This is a genomic window from Methylomonas albis, from assembly GCF_014850955.1.
In the GTDB taxonomy this organism is placed as follows: domain Bacteria; phylum Pseudomonadota; class Gammaproteobacteria; order Methylococcales; family Methylomonadaceae; genus Methylomonas; species Methylomonas albis.
Window position 1 is genome coordinate 3,074,894 of record NZ_JACXSS010000001.1, and the last position, 22,115, is coordinate 3,097,008.

The window sequence follows — 22,115 nt, forward strand, 5'->3', positions numbered from 1 at the left end:
AGGCTGACGATCTAAAACGGAATATCATCATCGAAATCGTCGTACGAAGCCGGCGCCGGCGCTGATTGCGAACCGGCAGGCGCGGATTGACGATTGTCGTAACTGCTGGCCGGCGGCGTGTTGCTGTCCGAGTAGCTGGCGGTGCCACCGCTTTTGCTGTCCAGCATATGCATATTGTCGGCAACGATTTCAGTCGTGTAGCGTTCCTGACCGTCCTGGCCTTGCCATTTCTGGGTGCGGATACGTCCTTCTACATAGCATTGGCTACCTTTTTTCAAATATTCGCCGGCGATTTTTGCCAAACCGCTGAAAAATACCACGCGATGCCATTCGGTTTCTTGCTTTCGCTCGCCGGTTTGCCTATCTTTCCAGCGTCTGTCGGTAGCCAGACGGATCGTGGTAATGGCGTCACCACTTGGCATGTAGCGTACTTCCGGATCTGCGCCGAGGCGGCCGATCAGCATAACTTTATTTAACATTATGGTCTCCGTATAAAAATTGCGATTAACAGCGGCTTACCGCCACTGCTTTAAAAAAATGCCTAATTGATTTTTGTCGAGCTGCTGGTTATCGACTTTCAGATACGCGGCATTTTCTTCGAAATGCAAACGTACTTCTTCTATGCCATTAATCGCCAGTAACTGTTTGGAAAATTCCTCGCCGCGTTCCGGTTTAACTGCTTTCAACGACAACAGCAAGTTGGCCCAATAACGTGGCGGCGACATGAATAGCGCGACCACAACCCAGCTGGCGGCTACGCCCGCCGAAAACATAAACACCGCCGCTGCGCCGAATTCGCCGTACAACCAACCGCCGGCTCCACCACCTAAAAACGCGCCGAGAAACTGGGCACTGGAATAGATGCCCATCGCCGTACCTTTTAAGTCGCCGGGCGCGGTTTTGGAAATCAAGGACGGTAAGGTGGCTTCCAGCAGATTAAAGCCGCAGAAGAATATCCACAAACAGGCGATCAAACCGATCAATTCGCCGTGCAATAGCACGAAGCCGACGTTGGCTAGCACCAAGGTAAAAATAGCGCCGATAAACACTTTCTTCATCTGCCGTTTTTTCTCGGCGATGATCACAAAGGGAATAATCATCGCCATCGACGTCACCAGCACCGGCAGATACACCATCCAGTGGCTGCCGCCCTGCAAGCCGGCATCGCGCATCAACAGCGGCACCACCACGAAGCTGGCCATTAAAATCAGATGCAAAGCAAAAATACCGTAATTCAGCCGTAACAAATCAGCGTTTTTGATGACTGAGCCTAGCTCGGAGGGGATATATTCGGCATCGCGATGCGTGGTAATTTTTTCCGGGTTAGGCACAACGAACAGAACCACCAGAATCGCCAGCGCCGCCAACACGGCAATCATCCAGAATATGCCGGCAATGCCGAAATGATCAGCGATGATAGGTCCCAGCGTAATCGCCACACCAAAGGAAACACCAATGCTAGCGCCGATGGTCGCCATGGCTTTGGTGCGGTGTACTTCCTGGGTCAAATCAGCAAGCAAGGCCATGACCGCTGCGGAAATCGCCCCGCAGCCTTGCAAGGCCCGGCCGATTAAAACCCCGTAAATATCGGTCGCCAGCGCCGCCCAAATGCTGCCGGCCACGAACAAAACCAAGCCGATCACAATGATAGTCTTACGGCTAAAACGGTCTGATAGCAATCCGAATGGAATTTGCAAGATAGCCTGGGTCAGGCCGTAAATGCCCATCGTTAAGCCGACCAGCTTAGGTGTCGAACCCGGCATTTGTTCGGTAAACAGCGACAACACCGGCAACAGCATAAACAAACCCAGCATTCTGAGTGCATAGATACTGGCCAGCGATACGGTAGCCCGTTTCTCCATGGCCGTCATCGGACTGGTAATATCCTGAACCTGTGTCAAACCCCAACTCCCCTTTGCCTTGCGTCGTTAAAGGCGGCTATAGTACCAGCTTATCAAGGCGAGACTCCAGCGCCGGAATGAAGCCTGAGGTGTATTTGCCAAGGATTTTCGCATGTTAGAATGCAGCAAAAATCTCCATCTGGGAAACTAATATGACTGCGATCATGTTCGACACCCATGAATTTGTGAAAGAGCTGAAAGGAGCGGGATTTAGCGAAGAGCAAGCGGAAATCATCACCAAGTTGCAAAAAACCGCCATTTCCGCAACCTTGGAACAAGCGAAACACGATTACGATTTGGATGATTTATCGACCAAGCGCGACTTAAAGGAACTAGAAACCGGCCTTAAGCGCGACATCAAGGAGCTGGAGCTGGAGCAAGACGCCAAACTGGCCGAAACCAAAAGCGAATTGATCCGCTGGATAGTCAGCGTGGGCTTGTTGCAGACTGCCTTGATTTCGGCGTTGTTGCTTAAACGCTAGCAAGCAGGACATGCTGAAGCATCTGTAAGGATTGATGCAACTTACTGAATATGCACCGGGAAACCGACCTTAGCGTGTAGGATACTGTGAATAAAATATTACCCTTGCTTAAAGCAAATCAGAGCACCGTAATCCTATTTGCCATTGCAACCTTTTTATGTTGTGAGCGACTCACAGCCTACATCATCATACCGATTGCCATAGCAGCACTGCTCTACCAAGTTATCCAAATCCTGCGCTACTGGCGTTCGCCACTGCAACGCGCCATCCGCCTGACTGCGATTGCCATTATTTTAGCATCACTAAGCAGCGTACTCGTTTTCCACATCTATCGACACTACAGCGTCAGAGCCGAAAGCGATCAAATCGCAAAAACTATCGAAATGTTTCATCTAAATAACCAGCGATACCCGGATAAGCTCGAAGATATGGGAATTGATTCCCGAACAGCGCGCGATTGCTGCAGAGTGTATTTCCATGTCTACGACGGCCGGCCGGCGCTGATATATGATGTAACCTACGATTACATGGACTGGTGGAGCTATAACTTTAAGACCCAAGAATGGATCTATGTATCGCCTTGAGTATCCCGCTTACGAACCTGCATAACCAAATCGCTCTTTGCCCAACGCCCACCGTTCCCCGTATAGTATGGAGTTGTTCAAAAAAACAGGAATGCACAGCAGTGGACACCATCAGCATACGCGGCGCCCGCACTCATAATTTAAAAAACATCGATCTGGACTTGCCGCGTGACAAGTTGATCGTCATAACGGGTCTATCGGGTTCCGGCAAGTCGTCATTGGCGTTCGATACCATTTACGCCGAGGGCCAGCGCCGTTATGTCGAATCCTTGTCGGCCTATGCCCGGCAGTTTTTATCGATGATGGAAAAACCGGACGTCGACCATATCGAAGGCCTGTCGCCTGCGATTTCGATCGAGCAAAAATCCACCTCGCATAACCCACGATCCACGGTCGGCACGATCACCGAGATCTACGATTATTTGCGTTTGTTATACGCCCGTGTCGGCATTCCGCGTTGCCCGGAGCATGGCGTGTCGCTGGAAGCGCAAACCGTCAGCCAGATGGTCGATCAGGTTCTGGCACAAGCAGAAGGCGAGCGCTGGATGCTGCTGGCGCCGGTGATCAACGACCGCAAAGGTGAACACGTGTTGCTGCTGGAAGATTTGAAAGCCCAGGGTTTTTTACGCGCCCGCATCGACGGCGAAGTCTATGAGCTGGACGAACCCCCTGCCCTGGATTTAAAGAAAAAACACACCATCGAAGTGATCGTCGACCGCTTCAAAATCCGCGGCGACATACAACTACGCTTGGCTGAATCCTTCGAAACCGCGTTACGCTTGTCGGAAGGCTTGGCGATTGCCGCGTCGATGGAAAACGATCAACAATTACTGTTCTCGGAACGCTACGCCTGCCCACACTGCGGCTACAGCCTCAGCGAACTGGAACCGCGCATCTTTTCCTTCAACAACCCAAAAGGCGCCTGCCCCAGTTGCGACGGCCTGGGCGTGCGCCAGCACTTCGATCCGCAACTGGTGGTACACAATCCGGAGATCAGTTTAGCCGGCGGCGCGGTGCGCGGTTGGGACCGGCGCAACGCCTACTATTACCAGATCATCTGCGCGCTCGCCGAGCATTACCACTTCGACCCGGAAGCGCCGTTTTCACAGATTGGTAAGGACATTCAGGCGGCGATTTTGTACGGCAGCGGCGAAGAGAAAATCAGCTTTACCTTCCAGATGGGTAACGGCAAACCCAAAGCCAGCCGGCATAGCTTCGAAGGCATTATTCCCAATATGGAACGCCGTTATCACGAAAGCGACTCGCAAATGGTGCGCGACGAATTATCCAAATATCTGGCGCAACAAACCTGCGCGGTGTGCGACGGCGCGCGATTGAATCTGGGCGCGCGCAACGTGTTTGTCGAAGAACAACCCTTGCATCACGTCACCCGCTTGCCAATTAAACAAACGCTAAGTTTTTTTCAGCAACTGAATATTCCCGGCCACCGCGGCGAAATCGCCGCCAAGATCAATAAGGAGATTCAGGAAAGGCTGGAGTTTTTGGTTAACGTGGGACTGGATTATTTGACGCTGGACCGTAGCGCCGATACGCTGTCCGGCGGCGAGGCGCAGCGCATTCGTTTGGCCAGCCAGATCGGCGCCGGCCTGGTGGGAGTGATGTACGTGCTGGACGAACCGTCGATAGGTTTGCACCAACGCGACAACGAACGCCTACTGAACACGCTGTTTCGATTGCGCGACTTGGGCAACACCGTGATTGTGGTCGAACACGACGAAGACGCCATCCGCGCCGCCGACCATGTGGTCGACATTGGTCCCGGCGCCGGCGTACACGGCGGGCAGATTGTATCACAAGGTACCCCGGCGCAAATTCTGGCCGACGCCAATTCGCTGACCGGCCGCTATTTATCCGGTGCGGAAATCATCGCCGTGCCGAAGAAAACCACGCCCAACGATCCGGCCCGGCAGTTGGCGATCAAAGGCGCATCCGGCAACAACCTGAAAAACGTCACGGCCAGTTTCCCGGTCGGTTTGCTGACCTGCGTCACCGGCGTGTCCGGTTCCGGCAAATCGACCTTGATTAACGATACGCTTTACAGCCATGCCGCCCGCGTCATCAACGGTGCCAGTTGCATTCCGGCGCCGTGCGCGGCCATCGAAGGCCTGGAGCAGTTCGACAAGGTGGTCGACATCGACCAAAGCCCGATCGGCCGCACGCCAAGATCGAACCCAGCCACCTACACCGGCATTTTCACGCCGATCCGCGAATTATTCTCGGCGGTGCCGGAGGCGCGTTCTCGCGGCTACAATCCCGGCCGCTTCAGTTTTAACGTCAAGGGCGGGCGCTGTGAAGCCTGCGCCGGCGACGGCGTAATCAAGGTGGAAATGCACTTTCTGCCGGACATCTTCGTGCCCTGCGACATCTGCCACGGCAAGCGCTATAACCGGGAAACCCTGGAAATCCGCTACAAAGGCAAGACCATCCACGAAGTGCTGGAAATGACCGTGGAAGACGCCACCCAATTCTTTTCCGCCATCCCCAGCCTGGCCCGCAAGCTGCAAACCCTAATCGACGTCGGTTTAAGCTATATCACGCTAGGCCAGAACGCCGTGACCCTATCCGGCGGCGAAGCGCAACGGGTGAAACTGGCGAAAGAATTATCGAAACGCGACACCGGCACCACCTTGTACATACTGGACGAGCCGACCACAGGTCTGCACTTTCACGACATCAAACAATTACTGACCGTGCTGCATACCCTGCGCGACCACGGCAATACCGTGATCATCATCGAACACAATCTGGACGTGATCAAAACCGCCGACTGGATCGTGGACATGGGCCCCGAAGGCGGCAGCGGCGGCGGCCTACTGGTGGCGGAAGGCACGCCCAAACAGATTGCCAAGCATAAGACATCGCATACCGGGACGTATTTGCAGCGGTTTTTTGCTTAAACGCCAGCGCTCCAAATGTCCCCAACTACCACTCGCTGAGTGCCAATCAGAAAGTACTGCGGTGTTGGCGGATTGGCTGGAGGCTTGGCCGCGAGAGCAAGCAGGTTTCGGGGCACTGCCGTTAAGTTAAGGCGTAACCGTTCCCTTCGACAAGGCTCACCACGAACGGCTCTTTTTTCCTTGGGTGTAACTTAACGGCATTCAGTTTTGAGGTAGTGTCAGCGAGTAGCTTTATAATCATGCTGGATTGGAAAAGTACCAGTGGCGCTATTTGCATCGTTTGACGGCGGCAAATACTGTTGGAAGAAATCGAAGCGCATCGGTCGCGCGAACGCTATTGTTTCCCTACCGCGAGACCTGATTTACCGCCGCGCCGAAAACCAACCTCCAAACAGCCGCCGCGCCCGCGACACAAACCACATCAAAGCTACCGAATAAAAACACAATCCCCTATAATCGAACTTACTTAAAAACCACCACCCCAACCATGCCAACCCCCTTCCAGCGTATCGGTATCATCGGCAAGTGCGGCGATTCCGGTATTGCCGCGACGCTGAACGAACTTTTCCGTTACCTAAAAATTCGTGGTCACGATATTGTGGTGGATGCGCAAAGTGCCGACTTGATAGACGAGGACGAGGTGTCTGCCGTGTATATCGAGCGTTTGCCGGAACTATGCGACTTGATTATCGCGGTGGGCGGCGACGGTACCTTTCTGGCGGCAGCCCGGGCCGCCGCAGATTTTGAAACACCGCTATTGGGTGTCAATCTCGGCAGGCTGGGTTTTTTGGTGGATATTTCGCCGGAGCAGTTGTCCAGCCGCCTGGATAAGATTTTGGCGGGCGAGTTCAAAACCGAGCAGCGCCAATTGCTCAGCACCCATATCATCCGCGACCACGAAATCATTCACCAACAAACTGCGGTCAATGAGGTGGTGGTGCACCGCTGGGTAACGCCGAGCATGATAGAGATCGTCACCAGCATCGACGGTGTGTATCTCAATACCCAGCGTTCGGACGGCCTGATCGTCGCCACCCCGACCGGCTCTACCGCTTATTCCTTGTCGGCTGGCGGACCGATTTTGCACCCGGCACTGAATGCACTGGTGTTGGTGCCGTTAAACCCGCACACGCTGTCGAATCGGCCGATAGTAATCAACGACAATGTGGAAATCGAAATCCGCTTTAGCCAGACCAAACAGATCAACGCCTTGGTGACTTGCGACCATATGGAGATTCCAGACGTGCGCATCAACGATAAAATCGTCATCAAAAAATCCGCCAAACCGATTAAAATTTTGCACCCCGCGGATCACGATTTTTTCCATACTCTACGAAGCAAACTCAACTGGAGCGGCTACCCCGCCTAAGGCCATGCTGTTAAACCTGAACATTATCGACCTAGCCGTAGTGGACGCGCTGGACTTGGACCTCGACCCCGGCATGTCGGTGCTGACTGGCGAAACCGGCGCCGGCAAATCAATTTTATTGACCGCCTTAGGCCTGGCTTTGGGCGACCGCGCCGATTCCGGCTATGTCCGGCCCGGCAGCAAACGCGCCGAAGTGAATATCGAATTCGACTTGTCCAAAGCGCCGCTGGTCAAACAATGGCTAATAGATAGCGAACTGGACGACGACGGCCAGTGCATGATCCGCCGCACCATCAGCGATGATGGCCGTTCCAAGGCTTATATCAACAACCGCCCTGTCAATTTACAAACCCTGCAAGGCTTGAGTCGGCAGCTGGTGGAAATTCATGGCCAACATGCGCATCTGACGCTACTGGATAGCGAGGAACAGCGCCGGCTACTGGACGGTTTCGCCGACAATCAAGCCTTGCTGGACAATTTGAATAGCTGTTATCAAAACTGGAAACAAGCGCATAAGCAACTGCAGCAATTATTAAAAGCCGGCAGCGACCAGGCCGAGCGTGAGGAGTTGCTGCGTTATCAACTGGAAGAACTACAACAGCTGGATTTGGAAAACTTCGATTATCAGGCTTTGGCCGACGAACATCACAAGTTGGCCAACCTCGGCAAAATTCTTGGCGTCGGCCAACAACAGCTGGATATCTTGTACGACAACGACCAGCAGTCGGTGACCGACATGCTGGGCCATGTGATTCATGAGATCAACGAACTGGCGCAATATTCCCACGAGCTGAACGGTATTTCCGAGCTATTGAGCGACGCGGAAATTCAAATCGGCGAAGCCACCCAACAATTGCGCCGCTTTCTGGAAAACCAGGAAGCCGACCCGCAACAGCTAATTTCCTTGGAAAACCAGATTGGCATCATCCAATCGCTGAGCCGCAAACATAAAATCCAGCCGGAAGAATTGCCGGAACTGGCCGGGCGTTTCGCCACAGAACTGGATAATATAAGCCATAGCAGCGAGCGCATCGAAAGCTTGAATGCCGATTGCGAGCGGCTGTTAAGCCAATACCGTAAACTGGCCGGCGACTTATCCGCCAGCCGCCGCCAAGCTGGCGCGGAGTTGCAGCAACGCATTTCGGACGCCGTGAAAGAATTGGGCATGCCGCACGGCGAATTCATCGTTAACCTGCGCACGCCGGAGGATGCCGAACCGCAGCGCAACGGTGTGGATAGTATAGAATTTTTAGTCAGCACTAACCCCGGCCTGCCGGCCAAGCCGCTGGCTAAAGTGGCCTCCGGCGGCGAATTGTCGCGGATCAGCTTGGCGATACAAGTCACCACCAGCACCGACAAAACCACGCCGACGATGATTTTCGACGAGGTTGATTCGGGCATCGGCGGCGGGATTGCCGAGATCGTCGGCCAGAAGCTAAGGCGCTTGAGCGCAAACCGGCAAGTATTGTGCGTGACGCACTTACCGCAAGTCGCCTCGCAAGCGCATCAGCATTTGTTTGTTGCCAAAAATCAGAAAGCAGCGGTGACTTCGTCCACGGTTCGCCGTTTGAGCGACGACGAACGCGTGAATGAAGTGGCCCGCATGTTGGGCGGCGTGACCATTACCGAAAACACGCTGGCGCATGCGCGGGAGATGCTGGTATCGGGTGGCTCAGCCAAGGACTAAGGTGATTTTTTAGAAAGTTTGTACCCATTGGTAGTGCCAAATATGTCGTTCGCTGAGCCAAGCCGAAGTAGCCGAAGCGAAAAGTTGACTTCGACTCCGCCCAGTCAACGGAAAATCACTCGCTTTGGGTAATTTATTGCCATAAGTCACCTAAGCAAAACTGTTGCGGCGGTCTTACTTCAACGACAGACTCAACACCCCCACCATCACCAGCGCCGCCCCGCCGATTTGTGCCGGGCTCAACTCCTCGCCCAGAAAATAACTGGCCATGAACAAGGTCGCCACCGGCCCCAGCGAGCCGATCAAGGACGTATGGCTGGAGCCGATCATCCGGATCGCCGCCGACAGCATAAACACCGGCAACACGGTCGAGAATATCGCCATTACCAAACTCAGTTGATACACCCGCATCGGCAACACCAAGGCCTGCGGCGGATGGGTGAATAAAAACTGCAGCAGCGTAGCCGCGCAAGCCACCAGCATCGCATAAGCCGTAAAACGCGAAGCACCGATGCGTGCTACCGTTTCGCCGGTGCCGATCAGATAGGCCGCGTAGGTTAAGGTGCCGGCAAACACGAAACCGGCGCCCAGCAGCAAATGCTCAGCCTGAATATTGATCTCGTCGAAAAACACCACGCCGATGCCGGCATAGCTCAGCAAGAGCGCGATAGCCTCCTTGCGCCCAAACGGTTTACCTAACAACAGCGCCGACAGCACGACCACCATGGTTGGATACAGAAACAAAATCAACCTTTCCAGGCCGGCGGAGATGTATTGCAAGCCGATAAAGTCGAACAAACTGGACAGGTAATAGCCCAGCAGCCCCAATAGCAGCAAGGCCAGATAATCTCCAGCCTTTAACTGCGTCAGAGCCTTGTTGCCGGCATGCCGCCAGGCGACGATCAGAAAAACCGGCGCGGAAAATAGCATGCGCAGCGCTAATAGCGTCACCGCATCCACGGGTTCGTAATACGCTAGTTTTACCAAAATAGCCTTGCCGGAAAAACCGATGGCCGCTAGCGTTGCCAGGCCAAAGCCCAACAAACGGGTGCGATTGGATAATGCGGTGGATGTGGTTGTTGCCATTAGGCCTCCTGAATTATGCGGGCCTTAGGCGAGTGTCGAAGCAACAGCGGTAAGACCCGCGGTTGCTTGAATTTTTAAGAAAACGCAAACACCACGACAATGGGCAAGGCCCATAGCCATAGGTGTGTGTTTGCTGTAACAATGTGACTGTTCATGGCCTTGAACTATATAGCCGAGCCAATGCAACTGTCAACCGTCGTCCGAGTAGAGGCTGTTGCCGTTTTGGGATGATAGCCTTGAAATCGAACTGAATAGCCCAAATGCTTGAGTTTTTCAATCAACCTATACTCAAGCGATGCCACGACAGTTGTTTACGGATGAATACTGGAATAAATTCAAAGCCATCATGTTGAGCCTGGGGATTTATGACAAGCCTTCGCTACGACAAACGGTAGAGGGGATTTTTTATCGCTTGCGAGTAGGCTGCCCCTGGCGAGACTTGCCTATAACGTTTGGCAAATGGAATGCCGTGTATAAACGATTCAACGCGTGGTCGCTTCAGGAAAAATTGATGGGTATCTTTCGGGGACTGGTGGTGGAACCGGATTTGGAATGGGCATTTATCGACGGCAGTATTGTGAAGGCTCATCAACATAGTAGTGGCGCGGCCCATGAGCAGGAAACAGCCATTGGAAAATCCGTCGCGGGCAACACCACCAAAATCCATATGGCCGTTGATGCTTGCGGGCTGCCCATTCATTTCTCGGTGACGGGGGGCGAGGTGCACGACTGTAAAGAAGCGCCGGAATTGGTGGCTAAACTCCCTTTGGCTGCCCACATGATTGCTGATAAAGGCTATGACAGTGAGTCTTTACGTATTCAAATTCGAGACAAAGGGAGTGTGCCTATCATTCCTAGAAAACAGAACTCAACCATTGGGAATGACGAAATGGACTGGTGCCTCTACAAGTATCGCCACCTCGTTGAAAATGTATTTGCGCGACTGAAACATTTCAGAGCCATCGCGACGCGATATGACAAATTGAAACGCAATTTTGAAAGTGTCGTCGCTTTGGCCTGCGCTTTCATTTGGTTGCCCATGTAAAACGGCAACAGCCCCTAGTCTAACGCTTGAATTGCCCAACCAACTCGTTTAACTGAGATGCCAGTTTCACCAATTCGTTACTGGCGGAATTGGTTTGCGCAGCATCCTGCGCGGTCCGTTCGGTCAGTTGTCCTATATTGGCAATGCTTTGCCCGACATGCTGCGCAACGCGGCTTTGGTTATCGGCAGCTTGCGACATTCGCGAGTTCAACTGCCGAATCTGTGTAACCCGCTCGGCAATCGCACTCAAACCCTGATCAGCGCTTTGTACTTGCTCGCGACGCTGCTCGGCGCTGTTTTTGGCATTGTTCATCACCGTCACCGCGTCTTTCGCTTCGCGTTGCAATTGATCGATGATGCTTTGAATTTCTTCGGTCGCTTTATGCGAACGGGTCGCCAAGGTGCGGACTTCGTCGGCCACCACTGCAAACCCCCTGCCCTGCTCGCCCGCCCTGGCGGCTTCGATAGCGGCATTCAACGCCAACAAATTGGTTTGTTCGGCTAAGCCTTTAATCACATCCAACACAGCGCCAACGCCATTACTTTTTTGATCCAGACGTTTGATTACTTCGGCCGCACGGTCAATTTCATTCACCAGTTCGTTAATACCATTGATGGCATTTTTTGTCGTCGCCGCCCCTTGCGCGGCTTGCTGGTCAGCCTCCACGGAGGCTTGCGCTGCGCCGGTTGCGCCGCCGCGCACGTCCTGTACTGAGCTCTCCAGCTCATGAATGGCCTGTATAACCGTTTCGGTTTCGCCACGTTGTTGAGTCGCGGCTTGCGAGGTTTGCCGGGCTACGCTGGCAATCTGACTGGTCGCTGAGGCCAATTGCTGACTAACCGAAGACACCTGCCCCAAACTACCGGCAAAATTTGCCAACATGGTATTAAACGACTCGCTGACCTGACCGATTTCGTCACCGGAATCGACTTGCAAACGCTGGCGCAAGTCGGACTGTCCGGCAATGGCGTTGACCGTGTCACGCATGGTCACCAATGGATTGACCACAATTTTGCGCATCAACATATTCACCAGCAACAATCCGCCGGCAAACATCACTAGCGAAATACCGGATGCGGTAACTAAATCGCGATTGATCTGCGCGTCAAGATTCGCCAAGGAATACGATACCCGCACCGCGCCCAGAACTGTTCCTTCGCTCACCGCATGGCAAGTCAGGCAGTTAGTGCCACGAAAATCGGCGCTGGCCTTAACGGGTTCCAGCACGGTAATCAGGCGTCCGTTGTTGTCCTCGCCCGTTTGAGTGATGCGCTCGCCAGCCAGTGCGCGGTCGTCGAGATTATCGACAGGTCTTTGCTCCGATTTGCCGGCGCCGTAAAAATCCACGACCCCTTTGCCCCGGATTAAGCGTACTTCGGTGACGTTGCTATGCGAGCGCGCCTTGTCCCGTAACACTTCGCCTTGCGCCATGGCGCCGGTCAACATCAGCGTGTTTACGCCATCGAAATAACTGTTGGCAATATCCCGGGCTTTTTCGGTCGCCAAAGCTTGTATCATGTCTTTTTGCCGTTCGGCCATAAATAGCGTGCTGACAAACATCAGCAATAAAAAAACGCTGGCTATGCTCAGCAAAATTTTGGATTGGATTGTGGAGTTCTTGTTCATGGGATCAGCCAATGCATCGTAGTGTTCGGGTGTATTGCTTGGGTTGTCGGCAGCTTGTTGGAAACCTGTATGTCATGTTATGGCTTACCTTTGTAATCCTTCACTTAATCATAGATCAAATCCTTACGAAACGAACCCTTATTAACCACCCCGCCACCGGCCACCTATGCTGAATATTGAACCCACCAGTAAATAGCGTTCTTTTTTTACGCATTGCCGTTTAACATGGCGCTTGGTCATGCTAAGTAGGCATGCGGCAAACCTTATTTGCGGAGTCTACTTACTTAACCCAATCACACGCCGTTTGCCAGCCTTGGAGAGTTGCCGTGGACGATTTTTTCGGCTTTATCGCTTTTGTCCTGATTTTAGTACCCATCGTGATGATCGCGATGTTGGCCGTTTTAATGGGCCGCCAGAAACGTAATCAGGATGATATTAATCACACATTGCGTAATATAGAAGCCGCGCTGCGCGAAGACCGCAAACTGCTGCGCGAACTGTCGAAGGCACAAGTACCAGCGGCTACCGAAACGCCGCCGCAACCGGCCTTATTCGAAGCGCAAACGCCGGCAACGGAACAGGTAATATTCGACATTACCGCCAGCCAATTCCCTGCCGAACCGGCTCCGCCAATAGTCGAAAATACACCAGTCCCCAGCGCAGAGCCTACCCAAGAAAACGCCTGGAGTCAAAATACCTGGCAACCCGCCGAACCTAGTCGCTTCGAGTTAGCAGCGCAGAAAATCCTAAAAGAAATCTGGAACTGGATCATTGTCGGCGAAGGCCACCGGCCGGAAGGCGTAGCGATGGAATATGCCGTGGCCAGCAACTGGCTGCTGCGCATCGGTGTATTAATCCTGGTGACGGGCATCGGTTTTTTCCTGAAATATTCCATCGACAACGGCATGCTCGGTGAGCAAGCACGGGTGGCCTTATCGGTGCTGGCCGGCGTCGGCATGATCGTCGGCGGTGTGCGCTTGGTCGGCGGCACCTATCATCTGTTCAGCCAGGGTTTGCTGGGTGGTGGCATCGCGGTGTTGTATTTCAGCGTATTTGCCGCGCACAGTTTTTACCATCTGCTGGACGCCTACCCAACTTTTGCCTTGATGATTTTAGTCACCGCTTGCGCGGCGTTTTTGGCGATCAAGCTGGATTCCATGTTGGTCGCTATCTTTGCGATCATCGGCGGCTATTGCACGCCCATCATGCTATCTACCGGCCAGGTCAATTTCCCCGGCTTGTTTAGTTACATGCTATTGCTAGGCGTCGGCATCCTGGCGATTAACTGGTACAAGCAGTGGCATTTATTAAATTTCCTGAGCTTTTTCTTTAATTACCTGTTGTTTTTCGGTTCGATGCAAAATTATCAGGTCGAGTATTTCTGGCAGGTCTTGCCGTTCTTGACCGGCTTTTTTGTGCTGTATTCCACCACAGTGTTTTTGTTCTGCCTGGTCAACCACAGCAAATCGACTCTGCTCGATTTGATTGGCCTCATCGTCAATGCCGCGATCTTCTTCGGTACCGCTTATCATTTGATCGACGAGGCTTACGGGCAAATCTGGACCGCCTTACTGACCGTGGCGCTGGCGGCGTTTTACGTGGGACATGTGTATTACTGTCTGGCGCGCAAGGTGGCGGATAAAGAACTGCTGATCAGCTTCATCGGTTTGGCGGCATTTTTTGTGACCATCACCCTGCCCCTGCTGCTGTCTAATCAATGGATCACCGTCAGCTGGTCGCTGCAAGCTTTGGTGATGCTGTGGATGGCCGGCAAATTGCGTAGCGCGTTTTTACAGCAAGTGGCTTATCTGTTGTATGCACTGGTGCTGGTGCGTTTTTGTTTCATCGACTTGCCCGGCCAATACGGCATGACGATGGACAGCCAGCAATCGTTCGGCGCCTTCCTGTTGGGTTTACTGGAACGCGTGATCAGCTTTGGCATTCCCATATTGTCGGTGGCGCTGGCTTATACCCTGATCGAAAAGCCGGCACCCGCCTCGCCATGGGCTTGCGATGCCGGCAACGATGTGCCGCTGTGGCTAAAAGACAATCTACTGCTGCAAATCATCCTGCTGGTCGGAGGCGGCTTGTTGTTTATCGTCTTGCAACTGGAGTTATTCCGCAGCTTTGCCTATCTGTATCCACCCTTGCAATTGCCGGTATTGACCTTGGTCTGGCTGGCCATGTGCTGGCTGTTGTTGAGCCGTTACGTAGCCGGTACCGGCGATTGGCTGTTACAAGCGCTTCGACTGTTCCTGATCGGCGTGTTCCTGAAGATGCTGTTGTTCGATCTGCCGTCCTGGGATTTGACGCTGGGCCATATTGCCGTCGGCGACAGCGTCTGGACCTTGCGTTACGGCGGCGGCTATTCGTTTGAATTGGCCTTGATGCGTTTCCTGGATTTTGCCGCCACTATCGGCTTTTTGCTGTTCGCCTTGCGCCGCCTGTCGGACAGCACAGTCGACACCGGCAATATCCGCCAGTGGCTGGGCGGTGCGGCGCTGGTATTGTTATTTACCTTTTTAAGTCTGGAAATTAACTCACTGTTGTATCAATATGTGCCGGGTTTGCGTTCCGGCGGCGTGTCGATCTTGTGGTCGATATTTGCATTGACACTGGTGTTTAATGGCATCAAGCGGCAAATTGCCGGCCTGCGCCTGGTCGGCCTGGCGCTATTTGCCTTGGTAGCCTGGAAGGTGTTTTTCATCGACCTAGCCCGGTTGGAACAAATTTACCGGATCGTCGCCTTTATCGTGCTAGGCATGCTGGCGCTGGGCGGCGCGTTTTTTTACATGCGTTATCAACAAACCTTTATCGGCAATACCGAAAACAAAACATGATCATGATCGCCAAATTTGCAGTGTTATCCTGCCTGTTTTTGTCCCAGGCTTGGGCCAACGAAACACCGGCGTACCGGTTCTTCCGGCCAGTGCTGGCCCAGGATAACGGGCAACAAAGTCTGCTGGCCGTGCCGCTGGACAGCGCGGTGTATGCAAACAGCGCCGCCGATTTTCGCGACCTACGCCTGACCGATCAAAACGGTGTCGAAACCCCGTATTTTCTGGAAAAAATCGCCAGCCAGAAAACAGTCAGCAAGCGCCTAGCCAGTGCCAGTAAGACCATCGATTTGCAAAAATTCGGTGACGAGGACGAAGGCTTCGTCGTGACCGTGCAACTGGACAAAAACGCTGCCAACGCCGACGGCCTGAGTCTGGTCACCAACCAGCATGATTTCGAATACGCCTTGCAGATTCACGGCTCCAACGACGGCGAAAACTGGCAATTGCTGGTCGAGCGCGCACAGATTTACGATTATTCGCGTTATATGCGTGTCGGTAATCACGATGTCGAGTTGCCGGCGAATAGCTTCCGCCAGTTCAAAATCGTCGTCGCCAAGGCCAGCCAGACCCGGGTTGCCGAACTGTTGGAACTAACCCGCACCGTGCGCGGCGGCGAGGAATTGCAACGCCAGGAAACCACGCAACTAAGCACCGAAGCGCTGCATGTCGAGCGCATAGAGCTATGGCACAATGTAGGCGAAACCGTGGCCGACGCCGATCAGCCATTTGATTACCCGGTCAGTTTTAAAATCAAACGCGATGCCGAGCAAAAAGCCACCGTCATAGACGTAGACACCCTGCGACAACCCCTGAACGGCTTTAAGCTGCAAATCATGACCCCAAACTTCAGCCGCCAAGCCGAAGTGCAAATCCCACTGACACAAGGCTTGGAAACCCAAATGCAGACCATCGGCAGCGGCACCCTGGAAGCCCTGCATTATCAAGACATCAATCGCGAGCAAACCAGCATCGGTTTTCCTGAACAACGGCAAGCACGCTACCGCATTGTGATTCACGACCAGGACAACCCGGAACTGCAAGTCAACACCGTCGCCGGCAGCGGTCCGGGCTACCAATTGCTGTTCTTGCCGCAAACCGGCTTGAGCTATCAACTGAAATACGGCACCGAAACCGCCGCAGCGCCGCGCTACGACACCGCACCGATCCAGGAGTTGTTGCGGCGCGGTTACCGCAGCAACTCGGCCGGATTGGGGCCGGAAACCGAGATTTCCGCTGCTGTTAACCATTTTAATTTCGGTCAATTACTGAACAGCCGCTGGTTTCTGGGCATCGCCATCGTACTGATGGTTATCGCGTTGGCTTGGAGTTTGTTCCGGGTCGGGAAGCGCGTTGCCAATCTATCCGACTCGAGTGACCGCGAATAAAATCTGCTGTCATATCCCAACGATCAAAGAATGTAGGGCGGATAAGCGCAGCGTCATCCGCCAATCAACATAAACCACCACGATGCCAAACTATTGATACATAGGATAGTTCGATTAAAGACTTACTCTAGGGCTTAAAAGCCTTCATCGAGTTTTCATCGTTTGGTCGAAGCCGCAGAAGTCTATGCCTTGGATTGCGCGGCAGCAATTTCCGAATCCCTTGCCGTTGGAGAAGCGGATGACCATTGAAAACACTTGAACGATGGATGACGCTCCGCTTATCCGCCCGACGGCCCTTTTTACGATTGCCTCGCGCTATGGCGAATATTGCGGCGCGACTTGGCCAGTATGCCCAGCAAACCGCTCAGGAACAGCCATACGGCGGTCGGCAGCGGCACGGCTGCGACGCGCAGACTGCCGTTGGCGGCCAAGTTGGAAAAATCGAGTAGCTTGCGGTCTATGCCGGCGACGCTGATGCGGTCCGGGCTGAAACTGCCGATGAATCCGGCGAAGTCGAATAGCTTGAACACGTCGCCGGCGACCGGCGTAAAGTTGCCGCCGAATACCAAGGCCAACGTACCGTTAAAGTCGAAATGATCAATATTCAGCAACTGATCGTATTGGCTACCGGCTTGCTTGCCGAAGATTTCCATCGTCACAACGGAGGTGGCGTTGAAGCTAATGTCGCCGCCGTGGAAGTCGATGGCAGCAGGACTGTTGCCTGGGTTGTAATCGCCATGAAAGGCAACGCTTCCGTTAAAGCCACCGGCGCCGTTAACATCGTTTAAGAAGGTTAATACGCCATCGGTGCCGGACACGTCACCGTTGTTGGTAAAGTTGCCTAGTATGCTGGCGTTGCCGGTGTAACTAAGGGTTTCGCCGCTGCCAAGATCGGCGCCGTTGACGGTAATCAACTTGCCACCGCTGGCGAGAATAGTGGAGACGCCCAAATGGGCTTTATCTTTATCTAGCAGCGTCACTTGATTGGAGCCGACTTCCAACTTGCCGCCAAACTCGAAACCTTGAGTGGAATTGGCGTCGCCCAGCAGCAGATTGCCGTTATTGGCGCGGATGGTGTTGGCCGCCGTGCCGCCGCTCACTGTCGATGCCAGCTTGCCGTAGCCGGACAAGGTGCCGATGTCGTTCATATCCAGATGGCTACCATTATCGAAAACGATTTGTCCGCCGTTCAAAGCCAGCGTGCCGGCCTTAACCGAGCCGCCGTTTAGCCATAATAGATTGCCGCTGTTGACGTTCAGACTTCTGCTCACCGCCAAGGTTTTACCGCTGGTTAGGGTGGTGACCGGGCTAAATATTTCATTGCGGCCCAAGGTCACGCCATCGGCGCCAGTGATACTCAAGGTGCCGGCGCGCCAGTTAAACTGGCCGCCAGGCCCAGGGCGAACTTCGTCTTGATTGACGACTTCGAACGTGCCGCCGCTCAGATTCACGACGCCGGTTCTTAAAATTCGGAAGTGTCCGCCAACCGAAACTAGGCCATGGTTTTCGATATTGAGCAGCCCCTGTCCGCCCTGGCCGATGAACAGATCGCCTTGGTTCCGCCATTGCGAGCCGTCGCCGTTGACAGTCACCGTGCCCGAGCCGCCGATGGCATTGCCTATGACCGTGCTTGCGCTCTCCACTTTTCCGCCATTTTCCACATTCAGCGTGCCGGTGCCTTGATTGCCTACCGTTAGTCTATCCCGGATAGTCCATGTCGATCCTTGGCTATTGATGCTTGCCACCCCCACACCGCCAACGGTGCTGCCGATAGTTCCTTTGTCGCTTTTCACGCTGCCGCCACTATCGACGACTAAGCTGCCGTCACCCTGAGCGCCGATGATACTCTCGCCAGAAATAACGGCCCCGCCGTTAGTGATTTTCAAACGGCCATGGCCAGGCACCCCAATAGACAGGCTCTGATTCGTCCACTTCGATCCGGTACCGTCTATGGTCACTAAGCTGGTATGGCCGGTGCCGTCCCCTATGGTGCTTCGGCCGGAGTTCAACGCACCGCCATTGGTCACACTTAGCGTACCTTCACCAAGATAGCCAACGTTAAGATAGTCGCTGTTGGTCCAACTCGATCCCAGACCATCGATAGTCACTTTGCCGCCGTTGCCGATAGACGTGCTCTTACTGATCACCGAGCCGGAATCTAGGATATTCAGGGTGGCTTTGCCGTGCGTGCCTATGTTCATGTTCCCGCGATTGGTCCATTTCGATCCCAAGCCTTGGACGGTCATTTCCGCCGTACTTCCCCAGCCGTCGCCGATGACGGCCGAGACACTGTCCAGCGTACTCGCGCCTTTCACCAGTAATCGTGCGTATCCGGTTTCGCCGAGAATCAGTGGTCTATTGCCGGCGGAAACCTTGGCGTGGCGTAACAAGGTCAGGGAATGGTTGCCCAAATCGGTGAATTGATTCACTTGCAAAAAGCCGCCGGGGATATTGCCGCCATCCCAGATCTGATCGGCGCCGATGGCGATCCGCATATTGATGGTTTGCAGATTGCGGCTGGCATTGACGATATTGCCGATGCTGACGATGGGATTGCCGTTTAGGGTAAACGCCTTGGCATCGGCCGCAAAGGTAATACCGTTGATGGCCATGGCATCCGGGCCGTCGTTAAGCGGCGTCAACCGGGTGCTGCCTTTGAAGACCAAGGTATCGCCAGCAGTCGGCAGTAATAATGGGTCGTTATTGAGCCAGTTGGTATTAGGGTGAAGGAAGTCGTTGTTCGAGTAAAACCAATTGTCGCTGTCGCCGCTGCCGTCCCAAACCAGCTCGTAGGCAAGGGCGGGTGAGGTCAAAAGGCCATTGGCTAGGATGCCAGCAAACGCCAGCGCTAATGGGTGAGCTTTGAAATATGGGCGGTACATGATGCTGCTCCTGAGTAAACGATAAAAGTGTTGTCTCGGAGGCGGTTAGCCGCTAACCGATGTCCGATGGTTAGCGTTTAGTTGTCATTTCTTGTGCCAATTGCCGCGTGCTTACTGCCGACGCCCTGTAAACGATTGTTTTAATGTTGTTTTGGTCTTGGTGTTTAAGGCATTTCAGGTTGGCGGCAATGAGCCGACTGGCGGAAGCGGCGACGATATGTCGTTCGAGTTACGAAATATCGTTGATTGCCAGGCCGATCAACACGGTAGCGTATGCAAGGCTATAGTGGTGCGTTTCAATCGCGGCGCCAAGCGCAAAGTGGAACAATCCACCCGCCAAGTTTGGTGGCGAAATTTGCTGCGGGCTGTGGGGGGACGACTGGCCACAACACCTCGACAGTACAGTACGGAGCTACCAACGCCAGGTTGTTTGCTTCTCTCGAAACCCTTTTTACCTTAACCACAAGGCATTTAGGCTAGCCCGCAAGCCAATAAGCCCTTCGTGCCAGGCAAATCGCTTTAAGCGCAAACCTGCACCAGTCAACGCGCAACTCAAAATGCCGCTCGCGAACGGCAAATTTGCCTTAATCGCCAGCCTGAATAACTTTGCGCGCAAGCTAAAAAGCAGTTCAAGCAAGCCTAATTGGTTTAAACCCGAGGGTGTAAGAATTTTTGTGTAAACGGCCATGAGGTAGGAAACTACCGATCCTGATGAGGATGAAAAAATGACCGTATCACCCAAAGCCATTCCTGATGAATTACTCGATGCCTTAATGTCGAACTATCAAACACCCGAAGACCTGATCGGTGCCAATGGACTGTTAAAGCAGTTGACCAAAGCCATTGTCGAACGCGCCCTGGAAGCGGAAATGACCGCGCATTTGGGCCACGGCAAGCATGAGGCGGTGACCAACGCCAATAGCAATGCCCGTAACGGCAAGAGCCGGAAAACGCTCAAAGGCGACTTCGGCGACTTACCCATCGAGATTCCCCGTGACCGTCATGGCGAATTCGAACCCCAGATTATCGCCAAGCATCAACGGCGCTGGACGGGCTTCGACGACAAGATCATCTCGTTGTACGCCCGCGGCCTGACGGTACGGGAAATCCAGGCCCATCTATTGGAGATCTATCACACGGAGGTGTCGCCCACCTTGATTTCCTCGGTGACCGACGCGGTCCTTGAGGAGGTGAGCGCCTGGCAAACCCGTCCGCTGGATCCGATTTACCCCATCGTCTACCTCGACTGCCTACACACCAAAGTGCGGGACAGTGGCAGTGTGCGGATCAAGGCGGTCTATCTGGCTATTGGTGTCAATCTGGACGGCCACAAAGAGGTGCTGGGGCTGTGGATTGCCCAAAGCGAAGGCGCCAAATTTTGGCTGCAAGTGGTCACCGAGCTCAAGAACCGTGGCGTCAACGACGTTTTTATCGCCTGTGTCGACGGTCTAAAGGGGTTTCCGGAAGCGATCGAAACCGTGTTTCCCAAAGCCACTGTGCAGTTGTGCATCGTGCACTTGGTCCGTAACAGCCTTAACTACGTCAGCTACAAAAGGCGCCAGTCGGTCGCCGACGACCTCAAGCGTATCTATCAAGCCGCTACCGTCAGGGAAGCCGAACAAAAACTGGCCGAATTCGAGGCCAACTGGCACGAAGCCTATCCCACCATTGCCCCGATCTGGCGACGAAACTGGGACCGTATCATCCCGTTTTTCGACTATCCGCCCGAGATTCGCAAGGTGATCTACACCACTAATACCATCGAATCGGTGAACCGAAGCCTGAGAAAAATCATAAAAAATCGCGCGATCTTCCCCAGCGATGACGCATTATCCAAGTTGCTCTATCTGGCATTGAAGAATATCAGCCAAAAGTGGACCATGCCCGTCTATGACTGGAAAGCCGCATTAAACCGGTTTAGTATTCAGTTCGAAGACCGAATCCCTAACCGATAACTTAAACCCGTTTACACAAAATTCGGGATACCCCCTTAAACCCATACCACTAGTGCCTTGTGCGCGAGCCAATATGCTATTCGCGCCTGGTAAATTTCTGCAAACGATTAGTGCGGAGGTTAAATGCTGAACCCGTTCGCCCCTGTCGAAACGCAAACAGCCTTTCGACTGGGGCAAAATGATCAGATATTAATGTTTCAGAAGGCCGGATCAATGATGTGTAGGGCACATGCCATCCAATCTACTCGGCGGGCGCGCCATAAACCAACCAAGGCTAATCCGGAATAGCTTTACTTATTGGAAAATTCGACCATTATTTAAGCGTTTTGAATAACGCATATGCAGAGCCTAAAC

14 protein-coding genes are annotated in these 22,115 nt (G+C 53.5%); 9 read left to right on the top strand and 5 right to left on the bottom strand.

What is annotated here, in order from left to right:
* Window positions 1–11: 11 nt before the first annotated feature.
* Both EBA_RS14220 and EBA_RS14225 read right to left on the bottom strand, forming a co-directional pair.
* The gene (locus EBA_RS14220; RefSeq protein WP_192375322.1) at window positions 12–479 is read right to left on the bottom strand and encodes a single-stranded DNA-binding protein; all 468 of its coding nucleotides are present in this window, start codon (window positions 477–479) and stop codon (window positions 12–14) included.
* A gap of 36 nt (window positions 480–515) precedes the next feature.
* Window positions 516–1,901 (bottom strand): MFS transporter, encoded by a 1,386-nt coding sequence (locus tag EBA_RS14225; RefSeq protein WP_225616292.1) that lies wholly within the window; start codon window positions 1,899–1,901, stop codon window positions 516–518.
* 152 nt (window positions 1,902–2,053) lie between these two features.
* Between EBA_RS14225 and EBA_RS14230 the strand changes: the two genes are divergently transcribed.
* The 5 genes from EBA_RS14230 to recN all read left to right on the top strand — a co-directional run bounded on the left by EBA_RS14230 (window position 2,054) and on the right by recN (window position 8,941).
* On the top strand, window positions 2,054–2,383 hold the full coding sequence (locus tag EBA_RS14230; protein ID WP_192375323.1) for a coiled-coil domain-containing protein: 330 nt from the start codon (window positions 2,054–2,056) through the stop codon (window positions 2,381–2,383).
* A gap of 86 nt (window positions 2,384–2,469) precedes the next feature.
* Window positions 2,470–2,967: a hypothetical protein gene (locus EBA_RS14235; RefSeq protein WP_192375324.1), complete on the top strand. Its 498-nt coding sequence runs from the start codon at window positions 2,470–2,472 to the stop codon at window positions 2,965–2,967.
* A gap of 101 nt (window positions 2,968–3,068) precedes the next feature.
* Window positions 3,069–5,885: an excinuclease ABC subunit UvrA gene (uvrA, locus tag EBA_RS14240; RefSeq protein ID WP_192375325.1), complete on the top strand. Its 2,817-nt coding sequence runs from the start codon at window positions 3,069–3,071 to the stop codon at window positions 5,883–5,885.
* 487 nt (window positions 5,886–6,372) lie between these two features.
* Window positions 6,373–7,254 carry an NAD(+) kinase gene (locus EBA_RS14245; protein ID WP_192375326.1) on the top strand — a complete coding sequence of 294 codons (882 nt, stop codon included), beginning with the start codon at window positions 6,373–6,375 and terminating at the stop codon, window positions 7,252–7,254.
* Window positions 7,255–7,258: 4 nt separating this feature from the next.
* Window positions 7,259–8,941, top strand: coding sequence for a DNA repair protein RecN (gene recN / locus EBA_RS14250; protein WP_192375327.1), 1,683 nt, complete (start codon window positions 7,259–7,261; stop codon window positions 8,939–8,941).
* Between the two features lie 174 nt (window positions 8,942–9,115).
* On the opposite strand, the gene EBA_RS14255 is transcribed toward recN, so the two are convergent.
* Entirely contained in the window at window positions 9,116–10,027 is a 912-nt protein-coding gene (locus EBA_RS14255) for a DMT family transporter (RefSeq protein ID WP_192375328.1), read from the bottom strand.
* A gap of 295 nt (window positions 10,028–10,322) precedes the next feature.
* On the opposite strand from EBA_RS14255, the gene EBA_RS14260 reads away from it, so the two are divergent.
* Window positions 10,323–11,072, top strand: coding sequence for an IS5 family transposase (locus EBA_RS14260; protein WP_192372303.1), 750 nt, complete (start codon window positions 10,323–10,325; stop codon window positions 11,070–11,072).
* 19 nt (window positions 11,073–11,091) lie between these two features.
* Here EBA_RS14260 and EBA_RS14265 read toward each other — a convergent pair whose 3' ends face one another.
* Window positions 11,092–12,699: a methyl-accepting chemotaxis protein gene (locus EBA_RS14265; protein ID WP_192375329.1), complete on the bottom strand. Its 1,608-nt coding sequence runs from the start codon at window positions 12,697–12,699 to the stop codon at window positions 11,092–11,094.
* A 326-nt stretch (window positions 12,700–13,025) separates the two neighbouring features.
* Here EBA_RS14265 and EBA_RS14270 point away from each other — a divergent pair, with 326 nt between their 5' ends.
* Together EBA_RS14270 and EBA_RS14275 are read left to right on the top strand one after the other, a co-directional pair.
* The gene (locus tag EBA_RS14270) at window positions 13,026–15,539 is read left to right on the top strand and encodes a DUF2339 domain-containing protein (RefSeq protein ID WP_192375330.1); all 2,514 of its coding nucleotides are present in this window, start codon (window positions 13,026–13,028) and stop codon (window positions 15,537–15,539) included.
* Between the two features lie 2 nt (window positions 15,540–15,541).
* The gene (locus tag EBA_RS14275) at window positions 15,542–16,924 is read left to right on the top strand and encodes a DUF3999 family protein (protein ID WP_225616294.1); all 1,383 of its coding nucleotides are present in this window, start codon (window positions 15,542–15,544) and stop codon (window positions 16,922–16,924) included.
* A gap of 299 nt (window positions 16,925–17,223) precedes the next feature.
* Here EBA_RS14275 and EBA_RS14280 read toward each other — a convergent pair whose 3' ends face one another.
* Window positions 17,224–19,806 (bottom strand): hypothetical protein, encoded by a 2,583-nt coding sequence (locus EBA_RS14280; RefSeq protein ID WP_192375332.1) that lies wholly within the window; start codon window positions 19,804–19,806, stop codon window positions 17,224–17,226.
* 725 nt (window positions 19,807–20,531) lie between these two features.
* On the opposite strand from EBA_RS14280, the gene EBA_RS14285 reads away from it, so the two are divergent.
* Window positions 20,532–21,761 carry an IS256 family transposase gene (locus EBA_RS14285; protein WP_192374356.1) on the top strand — a complete coding sequence of 410 codons (1,230 nt, stop codon included), beginning with the start codon at window positions 20,532–20,534 and terminating at the stop codon, window positions 21,759–21,761.
* Window positions 21,762–22,115 lie beyond the last annotated feature (354 nt).